The 14,012-nt window shown below is 39.5% G+C and carries 22 protein-coding genes; 17 read left to right on the forward strand and 5 right to left on the reverse strand.

Annotated elements, in window-relative coordinates; translation table 11 throughout:
- Positions 1-13: 13 nt before the first annotated feature.
- A complete protein-coding gene (locus FUT79_RS02150; protein ID WP_174896936.1) occupies positions 14-1,015 on the reverse strand; it encodes an SH3 domain-containing protein in 1,002 nt (333 codons plus the stop codon).
- A gap of 112 nt (positions 1,016-1,127) precedes the next feature.
- On the opposite strand from FUT79_RS02150, the gene FUT79_RS02155 reads away from it, so the two are divergent.
- Positions 1,128-1,451, forward strand: a complete 324-nt coding sequence (locus FUT79_RS02155) for an STAS-like domain-containing protein (protein WP_206172569.1) — start codon at positions 1,128-1,130, stop codon at positions 1,449-1,451.
- Between the two features lie 83 nt (positions 1,452-1,534).
- Here the strand turns inward: FUT79_RS02155 and FUT79_RS02160 are convergent, their stop codons facing one another.
- From FUT79_RS02160 to FUT79_RS02170, 3 genes are all read right to left on the reverse strand, one after another.
- Positions 1,535-1,738 carry a helix-turn-helix domain-containing protein gene (locus FUT79_RS02160; protein ID WP_148878671.1) on the reverse strand — a complete coding sequence of 68 codons (204 nt, stop codon included), beginning with the start codon at positions 1,736-1,738 and terminating at the stop codon, positions 1,535-1,537.
- 431 nt (positions 1,739-2,169) lie between these two features.
- Positions 2,170-2,790, reverse strand: coding sequence for a hypothetical protein (locus tag FUT79_RS02165; RefSeq protein WP_148879513.1), 621 nt, complete (start codon positions 2,788-2,790; stop codon positions 2,170-2,172).
- A 166-nt stretch (positions 2,791-2,956) separates the two neighbouring features.
- On the reverse strand, positions 2,957-3,826 hold the full coding sequence (locus FUT79_RS02170) for a S24 family peptidase (protein WP_244951119.1): 870 nt from the start codon (positions 3,824-3,826) through the stop codon (positions 2,957-2,959).
- Between the two features lie 494 nt (positions 3,827-4,320).
- Here FUT79_RS02170 and FUT79_RS02175 point away from each other — a divergent pair, with 494 nt between their 5' ends.
- Positions 4,321-4,761, forward strand: coding sequence for a hypothetical protein (locus FUT79_RS02175; RefSeq protein ID WP_148878668.1), 441 nt, complete (start codon positions 4,321-4,323; stop codon positions 4,759-4,761).
- 5 nt (positions 4,762-4,766) lie between these two features.
- Positions 4,767-5,213 carry a hypothetical protein gene (locus FUT79_RS02180; protein ID WP_148889175.1) on the forward strand — a complete coding sequence of 149 codons (447 nt, stop codon included), beginning with the start codon at positions 4,767-4,769 and terminating at the stop codon, positions 5,211-5,213.
- Between the two features lie 108 nt (positions 5,214-5,321).
- Here the strand turns inward: FUT79_RS02180 and FUT79_RS02185 are convergent, their stop codons facing one another.
- Complete coding sequence (locus tag FUT79_RS02185) at positions 5,322-5,909, reverse strand: hypothetical protein (RefSeq protein ID WP_148889173.1); 588 nt, start codon at positions 5,907-5,909, stop codon at positions 5,322-5,324.
- A gap of 195 nt (positions 5,910-6,104) precedes the next feature.
- Here FUT79_RS02185 and FUT79_RS02190 point away from each other — a divergent pair, with 195 nt between their 5' ends.
- The 14 genes from FUT79_RS02190 (at position 6,105) to FUT79_RS02255 (ending at position 14,010) form a co-directional block, all read left to right on the forward strand.
- Entirely contained in the window at positions 6,105-6,446 is a 342-nt protein-coding gene (locus tag FUT79_RS02190) for a helix-turn-helix domain-containing protein (protein WP_148878638.1), read from the forward strand.
- Entirely contained in the window at positions 6,443-8,323 is a 1,881-nt protein-coding gene (locus FUT79_RS02195) for a Mu transposase C-terminal domain-containing protein (RefSeq protein WP_148889220.1), read from the forward strand. Before FUT79_RS02190 ends, FUT79_RS02195 begins: the two co-directional genes overlap by 4 nt.
- A gap of 5 nt (positions 8,324-8,328) precedes the next feature.
- On the forward strand, positions 8,329-9,270 hold the full coding sequence (locus FUT79_RS02200; RefSeq protein WP_244951120.1) for an AAA family ATPase: 942 nt from the start codon (positions 8,329-8,331) through the stop codon (positions 9,268-9,270).
- A 1-nt stretch (position 9,271) separates the two neighbouring features.
- Positions 9,272-9,973: a hypothetical protein gene (locus tag FUT79_RS02205; RefSeq protein ID WP_148878641.1), complete on the forward strand. Its 702-nt coding sequence runs from the start codon at positions 9,272-9,274 to the stop codon at positions 9,971-9,973.
- Between the two features lie 4 nt (positions 9,974-9,977).
- A complete protein-coding gene (locus FUT79_RS02210; protein ID WP_002696308.1) occupies positions 9,978-10,172 on the forward strand; it encodes a hypothetical protein in 195 nt (64 codons plus the stop codon).
- Positions 10,173-10,213: 41 nt separating this feature from the next.
- Positions 10,214-10,726 (forward strand): host-nuclease inhibitor Gam family protein, encoded by a 513-nt coding sequence (locus FUT79_RS02215; RefSeq protein ID WP_024751779.1) that lies wholly within the window; start codon positions 10,214-10,216, stop codon positions 10,724-10,726.
- 82 nt (positions 10,727-10,808) lie between these two features.
- Entirely contained in the window at positions 10,809-11,252 is a 444-nt protein-coding gene (locus tag FUT79_RS02220; RefSeq protein ID WP_231577609.1) for a regulatory protein GemA, read from the forward strand.
- Between the two features lie 18 nt (positions 11,253-11,270).
- The gene (locus FUT79_RS15450) at positions 11,271-11,675 is read left to right on the forward strand and encodes a helix-turn-helix domain-containing protein (protein ID WP_024751778.1); all 405 of its coding nucleotides are present in this window, start codon (positions 11,271-11,273) and stop codon (positions 11,673-11,675) included.
- 96 nt (positions 11,676-11,771) lie between these two features.
- Positions 11,772-12,326 carry a peptidoglycan recognition protein family protein gene (locus tag FUT79_RS02230; RefSeq protein ID WP_024751777.1) on the forward strand — a complete coding sequence of 185 codons (555 nt, stop codon included), beginning with the start codon at positions 11,772-11,774 and terminating at the stop codon, positions 12,324-12,326.
- A gap of 23 nt (positions 12,327-12,349) precedes the next feature.
- Entirely contained in the window at positions 12,350-12,685 is a 336-nt protein-coding gene (locus FUT79_RS02235; RefSeq protein WP_024751776.1) for a hypothetical protein, read from the forward strand.
- Positions 12,669-13,031: a hypothetical protein gene (locus FUT79_RS02240; RefSeq protein WP_024751775.1), complete on the forward strand. Its 363-nt coding sequence runs from the start codon at positions 12,669-12,671 to the stop codon at positions 13,029-13,031. Before FUT79_RS02235 ends, FUT79_RS02240 begins: the two co-directional genes overlap by 17 nt.
- Entirely contained in the window at positions 13,012-13,290 is a 279-nt protein-coding gene (locus FUT79_RS02245; protein WP_238569973.1) for a hypothetical protein, read from the forward strand. Before FUT79_RS02240 ends, FUT79_RS02245 begins: the two co-directional genes overlap by 20 nt.
- 4 nt (positions 13,291-13,294) lie before the next feature.
- Positions 13,295-13,693, forward strand: coding sequence for a hypothetical protein (locus tag FUT79_RS02250; protein ID WP_148878661.1), 399 nt, complete (start codon positions 13,295-13,297; stop codon positions 13,691-13,693).
- A 26-nt stretch (positions 13,694-13,719) separates the two neighbouring features.
- On the forward strand, positions 13,720-14,010 hold the full coding sequence (locus FUT79_RS02255) for a hypothetical protein (protein ID WP_024751680.1): 291 nt from the start codon (positions 13,720-13,722) through the stop codon (positions 14,008-14,010).
- Positions 14,011-14,012: the final 2 nt, after the last annotated feature.

The following is a 14,012-nucleotide window of genomic DNA, read 5'->3' on the forward strand; positions in this document are numbered from 1 at the left end:
TTAAATTAAAAAACTACAAAGCGCCCATAAGTTTTGCAGCCGAGCTTGCATAACTTGCGCCTTGCCCCGCGCTCTTTGCCTCAGGGTCACTTAAAACAATTTCAGTGCCCAATACCGGGTCAGCCATTGCGTTAAAAATTGCCGTAAGAGTTTCAATGCTTGATGCCTTCTTTCCGTCCGAGAGCAAAAGCTCATTACTTAATGTAAGCCCATTCGCTAACACTTCAAGGTCTTTTAAATGCGCCGCCGGAACCTTCCCTTTTGCTGCCTGCATAAGGCTTGCCGTTTTTGTTTTACGCAGCTCATTCAAAAGCATTTTTGTGCGCGGGTCGGAATCTGACAAGCTCAATTCATCTTCAGGGTGTTTTTCCTGAAATGCTAAAAGCTTTCTTTTCAACTCTTCGTTTTCAGTTTTAAGCTTTTCAAAATCTTCACCGCTTCCATTACTCCCGGCCTTTGCTTTTTCAAGTTCCGCGGTGAGTTTTTGAACCTCTGCCTCAAGTTCGGCTATCCTTTTTTTAGCCTCATCAAGTTCATTCATTTTTTTTACTCCTTCGTCCATATCGGACAATGTGATTTTCCAGACCGCGGGAAATGCGTGAATTACTCCGCTGTCATCCAACTGTATTTTTTCTTTTATATTTTTTTTAAAACTTTTAATTGCCGCAGGCTCTTCGCCCAAATATGCCAAATGGTGCAAGTACAATTTTCCGGTTTCGCCTGAGCGTTTCGCTCCGATTGAGCATTCCGGGAAAAATCCCGCGTCAACGGCTTTCGCTAATTCATCCTGTTCTTCAATAATGCCGTATAAAATACCGTCTTTTAATTCAAGGCTTACAACAGATCCGAGTCGAGGTTCAGCCGCTTCGGTAACATGCCCGATTGTGATGGGGCTTGAATCTTGTGCGGTAAATGATTCGTAAATTTCCTGTAAGTCTTGTTCACTTACAATTTGCGTATTTGATTGCGAGCCGAAAACTCCGGCACGCGCAATCGGTCTTATTCTTGTTTTCATAGCTTGATGATACCGCGTTTTAAATGCGAAAATCGGAGAGGAGATACATTGAATGTAATTTTTTTTTAGTTGAGTTTTTTATTTTTTAAGGTATAATGTGAAAAAAAAAGAGGTGAGAAAATTGAAGGAAGCAACATTAAAAGTAGCGGAATGCGGCAGCGGCTATAAATATCAAGGCGCAAGGTTTATTCATTTAGGCCCCGATTCCGGAGAAGAATTCAGAGAGAATTTTTTAATTCCGTTTCTTAAAAAAAATAAATCCGATTGCAGGTTGTGTGTTGACTTTGCCGGCACTGTTGTATTTACGCACGGATTTTTGGAAGAAAGTTTTGGAGGCGCAATACGGCTCGGGTTTGAAACGGTAAAAAAAATTCAATTTAAAAACATTCCGCCTGAAATAAAAAAAGAGCTTTTGCGCTTGATAAAAGAAAAATAAAAAAGCCCCGCGCATTTTTGCGGAGCTTTAAAAAATAAAGATGAGAAAGGAAAAAGGCGGGCATGAGCGCCCGCTTAAAAATTTTATTTGTCTTTTTGCTTTGCTCGTTTACCGGGTTTCGCTCGTGCAAGAAAACGTTCGTAGTCTGATTCTGTAAATACATAAATTTTTCTGCGATTTTCCCCGACATAATCTATATCATTTTCAGCCGCCCAGCGTGAGACTGTCTGCACTTCGCAACCGCAGCGCTCGGCTATATCCTTTGTTGTTAAAAGTTTTCTTGCCATATTAGCACCCCCTTGTAAATTTGATAATAAGGTAAAACGCATAGACTACGATAAATCCGGCAAGTAATAGCTTAAATCGTTTTGTCATAATTGACACCTCCATAAAAAAAATGTATTATAAAGGTCGGAGAGGTTTTCTCCGACCCGCACCGCTTATTTAAGCAGAGCTTCAATGATTGCGGCGATTGCCAGAAGTGCGGTGGATATGGCAACTATCCACTCGGTAACACTTGGCGTTTGCCGCTTTTTTTTGCGTTTCCGCATTTTTTAACCTCCTCATCTTTAATATGATTATATTATACAACAAGATGTATTTTGTGTCAAGACCTTTTTTAAAAAAGTTTTATTTTTTTTTGCGGTTGATAAAATAAAAAAAAGCCCCGCGCATTTTTGCTCGGAGCTTTAAAAAATAAAGATGAGTTTTTGTTGTATTACCAATTTTTACTTGGTTCAGTAAGTATATCTGCTGTAATAAAATCTTTTATTTTTTGTAAATCATCCCCTTTAAAAGTTAATATATCAAAATAGGATTTTTCCCCCTTGTATTGAACAATAAGCGAGTTTGTTTTCAAGATATTATTAATTTCTTCGGGAGTTATTATAAATCGAGCAAATTCGTGAACAAAAGAGTCATTACCAATTCGAATAACATCTCTAGTAGGGTTTTTATCTTTTAATTTAACAGTGCTTGTATCTGTTTTAAAATCAAGAGAATCGATAAAAGCCCATGTGCGTGGGTCTTGATAGAGTACATCAAAAAAATAAATATATTCGCCAGTATAACCTTTTTCTTTTAAGGTATTCATCGCATTTTCTTCAGGTAGAATTTTCCCTGCTAATAAGCACTGGACACCGCCGAATCCATCGCTTTTTTTATAAATCAGTAAATTATTTGTAATTTTATTCCCATCAACTGATGGGGTATTTCTTACAAGAATACCAAACTGTTTTTCCCAATATGCTCGCGATGCCCGTGTTGGCGCAATGCTTGCGCATCCGGAAATAAACACTGTTAAAATGACAACTAAAGAAAATAATTTTTTATGTTTCATATAATACTCCTTCTGTAAATATTATATACTTGTTTTCCTGAATTTGCAACCATCCACCACCCCTTAAACCCTGCCCACAGCTGCGTAATGCCGTTTAAAAAACGTTCGAAAGATTTAAGGCTATCATTTTAGCCTTTTTCGGTTTAAAGCGCGTTAAAAGCCGTTTTTACAAAACGGCTATAAATTTAGCTTTTGCCTCCCAATCGCCTTCTTTAAGCGGAATAATCGCCCCGCTGCCGTCTTCAAACAAAAGCTGCCACTCTCCCTCATCTGTTTGGTGGAGTCGTTTTAACGTGGTATTTTCTCCATATTTTACGACCATAATTGAACCGTTTACCGGGCTGTTGCAGTATTCTAATAATACATGGCTGCCGTCCGCAATTCCCGCCGCTGTCATGCTGGTACCCTTAATTTTTGCCACGCAATATTTATGCCTCTTTTTTAAAAAGCGTTTCGGTACCGGGTAGGTTTCATAATTGTCAAAAGCTTCTATTGGAAAGCCCGCCGCAAGGTTTTCAGCAAGCGGTAAATCTTCCGTTTCTTCCTCTTCCCCGTCCGCGCCGTAATAAGCGAGCCGCTCGTGCACTTCACCGGTTGAACCCATTGTGCGAATAATTGACTTACGAGGATTCTCCGGCTTTTTCATGTTTTCAGGAGAATATAATTGGATAAGCTTTTGTAACTCCTCTTCTATGGCTTGTTGGCGATTTTCTATTTTTTCAAACCTTTTGTTTTGTTCTGCGAATTTAGGAGCGATGGTCTGTTCTACCGCATTATTAAATTCCCGCAACAAAGGATTTTCTTCCGCGTTTTCGATGTCAGAAAGAAGCATATTACTATCATTGCCCATTATCCAATTAGGATTTATCCCGTAATAATCCACTAATCCTTTTATAAACTTAGAAGGATTTTTATTTCTTCCTGTCTCAATATCTCGGATATAACCGTTTTTTACCCCTGTTTTTGCTTCAAGTTCAGACTTAGTACAATTAAAGTGTTGTAAAATCATAGCAATTTTATTTTTCCAGTCATTCATTTAGGATTTGTCCCCTATAAATATTAAAATTTATATAAATTTTCGGAAATATCCCTTGACAATTTAGGATATATCCGTTATTATAAAATCATGGCGTAAATATTCGCCACTTTATAGCGGTTGCCTTGTAAGAAATGGCGTAAATATTCGCCATATCATAAAAGCAACACTAAACAAAACGGCGTAAATATTCGCCATTTCCGATTATATCGAAAAAATCGGAAAAAATAAAGACGTGGAGTAAGCGCAGGACTTCTGAAACGTCAAACTGGTTTTTGAAAAGCGATTTTATTTTATTCAAGTGCGTAAGGGAAAAAATAAAATCTGATAGGAAAGAAAAAAGGATAAGTACACCATGACTATCCTTAACAGGCAATGCCGATGCACTGCTTTCCTACCAACATAAAAAAACGGCAAAAGCCCCGCAAGGGTTTTTATTCCGGTTCAAATCCGGAAGCGGGGCATCGGGATACTTCCCGAACGGAGGAATAAACATGGATTTAACTAAAATTATTGACGACTTGGTTCGTAAAAAGTCTAAGTCGAAGCTTCAAAAACTTATTGCCAAATGTGGCGGATATATTTTCAGCATAGATTTCATAGCAAAGGACGATAGTACAACAACAAGATACATAAATATCTTAACCAACGATTTTGATGAATCACTGAAAATTACAAAAACATATTGCGGCTATCCTTTTGAACAAGATGAAAAACAATGTTCCGTATACCTTCGCTTAATAAGCGACATCTCACCGAACGGACTGTATTCCGGCAGTATTGTTTTTTTGCAGGAACAAACAAAAGAAGCGGTTAAAAAAAGCAATGAGCTTACCATTCCCTACACTGTTAGAAGTATTAAAGAAAAAATTAAAACATTGCCAGAATATGATTTGTGGGATTTTAAAAACCGCATTGAGGAAGAGTTGATGTAGGAGGAATGAAAATGGATTTAACAAAAAAGATTGACGATTTAATCGTGGCAAATGATGAGTCGGGATTGGATGCGATTATCAAAGAACATGGCGGATATATTTTTAAAACGGAGTACCTTGGTTTTACGAGTAATCACGGACTTATGGGAGAGTATTTTTACAGCAATTCTTTTGAAGAAGCCGTGGGAAAAACAAAGGAATATTTAAGTATTCCCTTACAAAAAAAAGAAGACGGACTTTCAATATCTCTTGAATTAATAACTAAGTTTTTAAATGGCGGATTAGAATACGGCGCAAATATCTTTTCTAAAAAACAAACAGGGAAGGGAATCACCTCAACTTGCAACTTAAGCGATTGCAGTAATTTTGAGCAAATTAAGCGAGGAACTGAAACGCTATCGGATGATGATTTATTGAGGTTTAAAAAACTCATTGAGGAAACTTTGATGTAAGCACAATCCCCGCCGCAGTGGATGCGGCGGGGTATACGGAGGAATGTTAGGAGAAAATAAAAAATGAATATTTATTTTTTTCTTGCGATTATTTTAATTGCAAACAATTTACTGATTTTGTTCCATCTTCTTATACAACTTTCTGAGCCGCTTTATATCTTTTTTGTTAAGATTAAAACAATAATTGTCTACGATTTCCTGGCCTGTCTCAATTCGTATTTGTGCAAGAATATTTTGATAATGCGGCTGGCTAAGAGTGAGGAGGCTTTTTTTGAGCTTTTCGGCGGTATTATCGGAGTTGCCGGAATCCTTTCCGAGCAACAATGCGTTATTAATAATTTTAGTCGCCGAAACGATACGATGGAGATCGGCGATATATTTACACACATCTTTACTTGCAATGAGTACACCCCGGTTGAGAAAATCGACGAGTTGTACGCTGAGTTCCTCGATGAATTTATCAAAAGCGATAAGCGAACAGAAATCCAAATCCGGGTACTCATAAATGAACTTGACCATTGCAGCAGAAAGCTCGTGATAAAACTCGATTCGTTTTGGGAATACTTCATAAAACAATCGTTCCTTGCGAGCCCGAGCGTTTGCGAAAAAGTTAAACAAAGAATTAAGAGCAAATATTAACACACTTCCGCCTACGGTTATACCTGCTGCAATAATTATTGCTAACTCATTACTCATAAAAAACACCACTCCTAAAATTTTTATAGTTTTTTTTGGCGAATTAATTATAGCAAATTTTAAGATGGTTTTATACCTTCGAGCCTTGCGCCCGAAGGTTGCCCCGCAAGGGTTTTTATTCCGGTTCAACTCCGGAAGCGGGGCTTTGGGAAACTTCACCTAACGGAGGAAAACAACATGTAAGGAGGAATCACTATGGACAACAGCACTGTACCTCTTGATGATTTTTTAATTTTGGAAAAATACGCGGTAACAAGTAGACCGTACCCCTTTGACCTTGAGCGTAAACAAAAGGTAGAGCGGGCTATGTTTGACGCGGGTATTCGAAGCGTTTCCGAATTAGCGAAACGGTTAAAAATGAATTATACAAGCCTATCGGAAATAATCAACGGTACCCGCTTAAGTAGAAAGGCAGAAACTCGTATTGCAGCCTTTTTAAAAAGGCCCGCCGCCGAACTCTTTACTGTACGTACTCCTTTAGAACTTGCAAAGATGAACAAAAAACAAATTGAAAGTAACGGGGGGCGTGTTGCATGAAAGTATCAACAAAAGATATGGCGGATATTTTAAGCATAAGCCGCAAAGCGTTATTAGAAAAAGCGGGGCGGGAAAAATGGCAGTACGTTAAAAGGCAGGGCGGCAAGTTTTGGATAACCGAAAGCATGAGCGAAGATGTGCAGCTTGCCGTTCTTTCTGCCCGAGAGGTAGCAACAAAAACGCAAAGCGAATCGGGGCAGTTATTTACACAAGTTACCGAAGCGGAGCGAGATGTTGCAAAGCTTAGAATGTCAATCATAAACGCATACAACACCGCCGAGCTTTCGGCGAAGGAGTTTTGTAAGGCGTTTAATGCAGGGGAAATTTCCCTTGCATTAAAAGAGGCATACGGCAAGCATTTAAGCGAGCGCACCTTTTACCGCTGGTTAAGTGAGTTTACGCAAAGCGGGATTTCAGGAATAACCCCGCTATACTCTTCCGGCAATAGCCGCGGAGGCAGCGGGGCAAGTTTAACCGATGAAGAGAAGGACGTGCTCAAACATTTTTACTTAGACATTAACAGGCGAAGCATTAATCACTGCTTCCTTGCACTTAAAGCAAACTTACCGGATACAACGGCAACGTATCAGGTTTGTTATCGGTATTTAAAAAGTTTACCGCCTGCACAAGTTGACCGGTACCGCAAAGGCGAAACTTTCTTTGAAGCGCGGCACCTGCCGTACATTGAGCGAAACAAACCGCTATACAAAAGCATGGAGCATGTGCAGGGGGATCACCATATATTAGATCGCGTGGTTAAGTACAAGGGAAAGCTAGTGCGGCCATGGGTAAGTACTTTTATTGATATGCGAAGCGGGGCGGTTTTAGGTTGGTGCGTGAACACAAACCCTTCAAGCCAAACAATTCTTGCGGCGTACTACATGATGATTGTGCGCTTCGGAATTCCTTTAGTTGTGCACGTCGACAACGGCAAGGACTACAAGGGTAAAGTAATCAAGGGTCAGAGTGCGCGCATGAAAGTCTTTGATGCGGCCGGAGTTGAGCGAGAAGAGGAAGTGCTTATCACCGGAGCAATTGTAACCTGCGGCAGTAAATTAATTTATGCAACGCCGTTCCATGGGCAATCGAAAGGCGTTCAAGAGCGGTTCTACGGGGTACTCGAAGAGTATTACTCAAAGAATACCGGGAACTATATCGGCAGCAATACGAGCGCCCGAGTTGACGAACAGCGGCTTTTTTGGAGAGCAATAAACGGCAAGGCAAAGCGGGATGATGTAAGCGAATGGGCTGATGTTGTAAACGAATTCGTCCACTGGGTGCATTGGTACAATACCGAATGGGTTAGCAATGCAAAGGGGCGAAAAGGGCTAACGCCTGAGCAGGCTTTTTTAGAAAACTTACCTGAGAACTTGCGCGCCCCCGATATGGAAACGGTAGAGCTTGCGCTCACGAAGGCGGAGGTGCGCACCGTTTCGAGAAACGGCATTCGAATTGGCAGCACCGAATATTGGGCTGAGGAGCTGCGGGGCTTAACGGGGCAACAAGTAATAGCGCGGTTAAATCTCACCAATAAAAATGAAGTGCTCGTCTGCGATTCAAAGGGCAAGGTTTTATGCCGGGCGTATGCGGGCATGTTTATTGAAACAGGCAATACAGAAGCGGACATGGAGTTTGTGCAATCGGTGCGCAAAAAGGTGCGCGCTTTTGTAAAAGACAATCCGCTTGAGCGGCTTTCGTTTAAACCTAAAAACATGCTTGAAATTGCGATGGAAGCAACCGGCATTGAAACGCCGCAAATCGATTCTTACATTCCGCAGATTGAAAAGCATGAAAAAGAAGAAAAAGAAACTGAACCTAAAAAGGGAAAGTATCAAAATTATTTTGATGCGGATGATTTACAAATACTAACATCATAGGAGGAATGAGAATGAGTGATGTTTCGATTGATAATCTTTCAGTTAAAGAAAGGTTGAAGGAAGCGCTGCTGCGTTTTGACATAAGTCAAACGAAAGCGGCAAAAGAAATGGGTTACACATCGAGTGTATTAAGTCAATATTTAAATGACACGTACCGCGGCGATGTTGTAAAAGTTGAAGAGGCAATAATCAAATGGATTGCGCGCAAAACCGAAAACGCCGGCAAAAAACATGTCGCAATAATTGAAACCACTGCGATGCGGCAAATGAGCCGGGCAATTCGGCTTGCGCACGATGAAAAGGACATCGCCCTTATTGTAGGAGATGCCGGAAGCGGAAAGACAACAACAGCCGAGCAATACGTTCGCGACAACCCGCGCACTTCTATTTTGATTAAGTGTTCCGGGGCAATGAGTAAGAGACGCATGACCGAAGAGATTGCGCGGCAAATAGGACTAAATACGTATCGCGTTAAGTTTGATAACCTCGTTGATATGGTAAGTGAGGCGTTAGCGGAAAAAGAAGCAATTGTAATTATTGATGAAGCGGATAGTCTTCGCGATGATGCCTTAGAGTTTAGCCGCAGGCTCATTAACGATTTAGGAGAAACGGGTCTTGTGTTGATAGGACTTCCCGGGCTTGCTGCCCGCATTCAAAACTTAAAGAATGACCACCGCCAGCTTGAAAGTCGCATCGGGGTATTTTTGAAATTACAAGGGCTTATGAAAGTCGACGCTGAAAGAATAACCGAGAGTGTGTGGCCTGAAGTTTCGCAAGAAATTACGGAATCCATTTATGAGATTTCAAAACGAGATATTAGGCAGTTTGTAAAAATTATAAACCGCGCGCAAAACATCATGGTTACAAACAAACTTGAAATGCCCAATGTTGAAATAATCGAGATGGCGGGCAAAATGATTTTACGCAGAAATTATATAGGGGGTTGATATGAGCGAAAAAAAAGATTTACCGGCTGATTTAGGCATTAACAAAAAAACTACAAACAAGGTTTTGAGTTTACAAAACGATCTTGTAAAAGTTTTAACAACGGCAACATTGCGGGCTTTTGAAATTGGGAAAATTTTATACACCGTCGAAGCGAACAATTCAAAAGGCAGACAAGCGTTTGTAGATTGGGTAACAAAGGATTTAAAAATCTCGTGGCAAACGTGTTTGAACTATAAAAAGCTTTTTGTGTTTTTCTATCAGGATCCCGAACGCTTGGAAAACCTTACCATTATGCAAGCGTACGCAGAAGCGGGCATTGCGGTTAAAAAAGCCTTACCACCTCCGAAAGAAGAGTATGAAGAGGTATTTACCGCAGGCGAAGAGGAAGAAGCATACGATGCAGAGCTTGCCGAAATATTTAAGCGCAATCCTTTAAGCGGAATACAACTCAAGAAGTATCGCGTGAATGTTGAGGACGGCACGGTTTGGGGCTTCAGGAAAGGCTACGGCAGAATTTCAATTGCGGATATTCGCCTGACTAAACCTGCGGGGCTTCCCGAACTTGAATGGCTTACCATGCAAAACGAAGTGCAAATTGTTTTTGAAAAGTATTTTGAAAAAATAGAGCGGTGCGAAGATGAGGGCGTAATTCCTGAACCTGAAGACACGCCGTTTGGATTAAAACATATCGGCAGGAGGTGAGAATATGAAAGTAAGTGCTGACGCATATAGCTTGCTTGATAGCAAACTTTTTGAAATTGAAAATACGGCAACTTCGGGGATTTTACAAAAAAACCCGCGCGATTGTTGTGTGGAAATTAAAAATATTGTCTTTGAAATAAGGCAGATTTTAAAAAATGAATTTTACATCGATGGCGGTGATGAACCGCCTGCGGCGTAAAAGATAAAAAAAATAAACATAAAACTTTAGGAGGTTTTATAATGGCGAAGTACAAACCGAGTACGGGAAAAATTGAATCGATTGAGGAAGTCAATAGCGCACTTAAAACTATCGGACTTCTCGAACATGAACTTGATTTAATTGACGCAAAATCAAATAAAGAGATAAGCGCAATTAAAGAAAAGGCAGCAAAGGACGGAGAGGGAAAGCGAAAGCAAATTGCAGAGCTTGCCGCAAAAATTGGAGCCTTCGCCGAATACAATCGTGATGAATTATTCATCGATAAAAAAACGATTGAACTTACATTCGGAACTTTCGGATTTAGAAAATCGACAAGCATTAGTATTAAAACAAAAACGACAGTCGGTCTTCTGGAAAAACTCGGGCTGACCGATTATATTCGACTTAAAAAAGAAGCCGACAAGGAAAAGATGGCAGAGCTTGACGATGAAACGCTTGCACAAGTTGACGCCGTTCGAAAGGTAAAAGATACTTTCTTTTGCGAGGCAAATAAAGAAGAGGTTAATCGAGACCTTCTTAAAAGTGCCGGTTAATTTTTAAAGCCAAACCATACAGGGGAAAAAACTTTTTCCCCTGTGTGTATTTTTATTCAAATTAAGGAGAGATGTTATTTTGTTGAGAGAGCGAAAACAAAAAATTGCACTTATTCATATTGCAAAAAAAGAGCTTGGGTTAAACGATGAAAACTATCGCGCGATTCTTTTAAATGCTAATATAAATTCCGCAAGCGAAATAGAAAGCGAGGAGCAGTTTAAAATAATTATGCGCGCCTTTGAAAACTTAGGATTTAAGCGCACACTTTCTAATTATGAATTTAAAAATAAACGCTCAGGAGGCGGGGCTAATCGCTTAACTTCAAAACAAGAATACTATATACGGGGCTTGTGGGATTTAGCAAGCCGCAACCGAAGTGAGCGGAGCCTTCGGGCAATCGTGTATCGAATAACCGGCGAATACGATATTTCATGGCTTAGCAAAAAAGACGCAAGTAAGGTTATTCTTGCCTTACGAGATATTTGCAAAAAGGCAGGATATAATCCTGATACAAAACAAAGTTAAAAAAAAGAGGATGTAAAAATGTTTTTGACGCCCTGTGAATGTGCTCAAATTATGAGCGAAATTGAAAACAAAGAAGTATCGGTTAGGAAAGTGTATTACTTGCTTGAAAGTTTTGAATTGCTTGCGGTTAAAATCGGTAATAGTTACAAAATAACAATACAAGAATTGGAGGAGTATTATGAGCGAAGGGATCCGCGGTGTGCAGGAATTGTTAGAGAACTTGCCGGCAATATTAAGCGTCAAAGAGGTGGCGGATGTTTTCAACGTAAGCCAAATCACTATCCGTCGATTGATATACAAGAGGAATTTAAATGCGTACAAAATCCCGGGAGAGCGGGAGTGGAATATCAACAAGTCAGATTTAAAAAAGTTTATCGAAAGAAACGAAACGATAAACAATTAGAATTTTGTTTTTCAGCGTAAAAAAACACTTTAGGATTTTTTATATCTTAAAGTGTTTTTTTATTTCTATGTATCTCTTCTCCGATTTTTCCCGCTTCTCTTTCTTATAATGTTTTTATGAATATTGAAAAACAAATGTTAACGGTAAATCCGTTTTCCCGTCCAGGGCAAAAGCTGCAAGAGGTTAAGGGAGTGGTTATTCACTGGGTTGCAAACCCCGGAACAAGTGCACAAGCAAACAGAAACTATTTTGAAAGTTTAAAGCGGCAGAAAAAAAAAGACGGAGCCAGATACGCTTCAGCACATTTTATCATCGGCATTACAGGCGATGTACTGCAATGTTTACCGATTGATGAAGTAGCCTATCATGTCGGCGCGTGGAAATATCGGGATGGCATTGAGTACCGTTTAAGTTCGTATCCGAATAATTGCACCATCGGCATTGAGCTTTGTCATAAAAATTGGACGGGTGCATTTACAGAGGAAACGCTTGCAAGTGCAATTGTACTTACCGCAACTTTGTTAAAACAATTTTCATTAAATCCGCAAACAGATTTATACCGGCATTTCGACATCACCGGTAAAGACTGTCCGCGATATTTTATCGGCAACCTCGGCGCATGGATTGATTTTAAATGTGCCGTTGAAAAATATTTAATAAGCATTTTATAAATGCTTAAAAAAGGAGTTAAAAAATGTTTGAACTTATGAATTTCCTCCCGGTATTCGTACTCATTGCGGTGCTGCTCACCGTTATTTTTACGGAACTTATCAAAAAGCTTGATGTGAAAGATAAACTGAAAGGCTATCGCGTATGGATACCTTTTTTGTTTTCCGCTCTTTTTGCGTTTCTTTTACAGTTTGGCGAGTTTATTAAAATCCGCGAGGTGTGGTTTTGGGGAGCGACTATTTTCGGATTGAGTGTATTTTTTTATGAAGCTATTTTGAAAAAAATACAAGAGACGTCATATCCTAAAAAAGAAACTGAAACGGATGAAGAGGGAAATAAAAAGAATGTGTACAAAATTTAAAAAACGAATACAAGAAATTTTGTCACGCATTACAGCGCTTTTAAAACAAGCGATTGCTTTTTTTAAAACGCATTGGAAAGCGTTTGCCGCAGCCTGTTCGGCTGCGGCAGCGGGCTTTTTGTATGTCGTTTTTAAAAATAAACATCGATGTAAAAAAATACTTTTTGCCGCAAAACAAAATGCGGAAGGCGAAAGGGAAAAAGAATATGAAAAAGTTAATCAAACTCCTGCAGGTGATCTTGTTTCTGGTGCTCACAATGCAGATGAGTTACAGTCAACCAAAGACGACATCAAAAGCGATGCCGCATCAGCAATTCAAAATAGAATTGAAGAAAGCGGATTATAGTAAATCCGAAGTTGAAAAGATTATTGCAATTTGTTTTGAGGAAATGAACACGAGTATTGACCGCGCATTTGATGAAGGGTACAAGCAAGGTCTACTCGCCGCCTCTCCCGATGCTGCTTATTATAAACGTTTAAGTAAAGATTTAGAAAAGGAAGTAAACCGCTTACAATCATGGCGAGTTGTGCCGTGGTGGACTATCCCGCTTTGCATTGCCGGAGGTACAGCTCTCGGCTTTAGTTTTTCGTATTTAAGGAAATAAAAAAATGGGATTTGAAAGTTTAATCATAGCGGCGAAAGATTGGGGGCCGACGGCGGTAACAACGATTATAGCGTTTGTCATCTCGTATCTTTTTAAACAGCAAATGAAAAACGCCGCAGAGGACGCAGCACGTTCTGATGAGTTTAAAAAAAATCTTGCAAACGGGTTGAATCGTTTAGAAGAAAATTTCAATAAAAATGTTTCGGAATTAAAACAAAAAATTGAAAAACAACAAAATGAAATTGATACGTTAAAGTTAGAAAAACTTGAGCGAGAAGATTTCTATAAAGACATGGGCGGTTGGCGGGCTGAAATAAATCGGCTGCAAGATTTAGTCATCAATCAAAATAATAGTACGCTGCAAAAGATTATTGAACTTTGGCAATCACAAAATAAAAAATAAATTTAAAAAAGAAGAGGTAAAAAAAAATGAAAGGAAACAAAAAGTTTTTACGCGGTGAAATTTTAAACTATTTAATGACAACATACCCTGACGGGATTCCGGAACAAGTATTATTTCACCGTTTCTATGAATATAACGAAACGGAAGAAATCAAAATGTCAACAGAGTACCTGACCGAAAAAGGGTACACGGAAAAAAAAGAAGTGCCGCATCCGTACAAAGAAAAACAAAAGGTTCGCTGGTTTAAAATAACCGCAAAAGGCATTGACCTGCTTGAAGGAAACATCTCGAAAGACGCCGGCATAGTCCTCGACTAAAC

The organism is Treponema phagedenis (assembly GCF_008153345.1).
Lineage (GTDB): Bacteria > Spirochaetota > Spirochaetia > Treponematales > Treponemataceae > Treponema > Treponema phagedenis.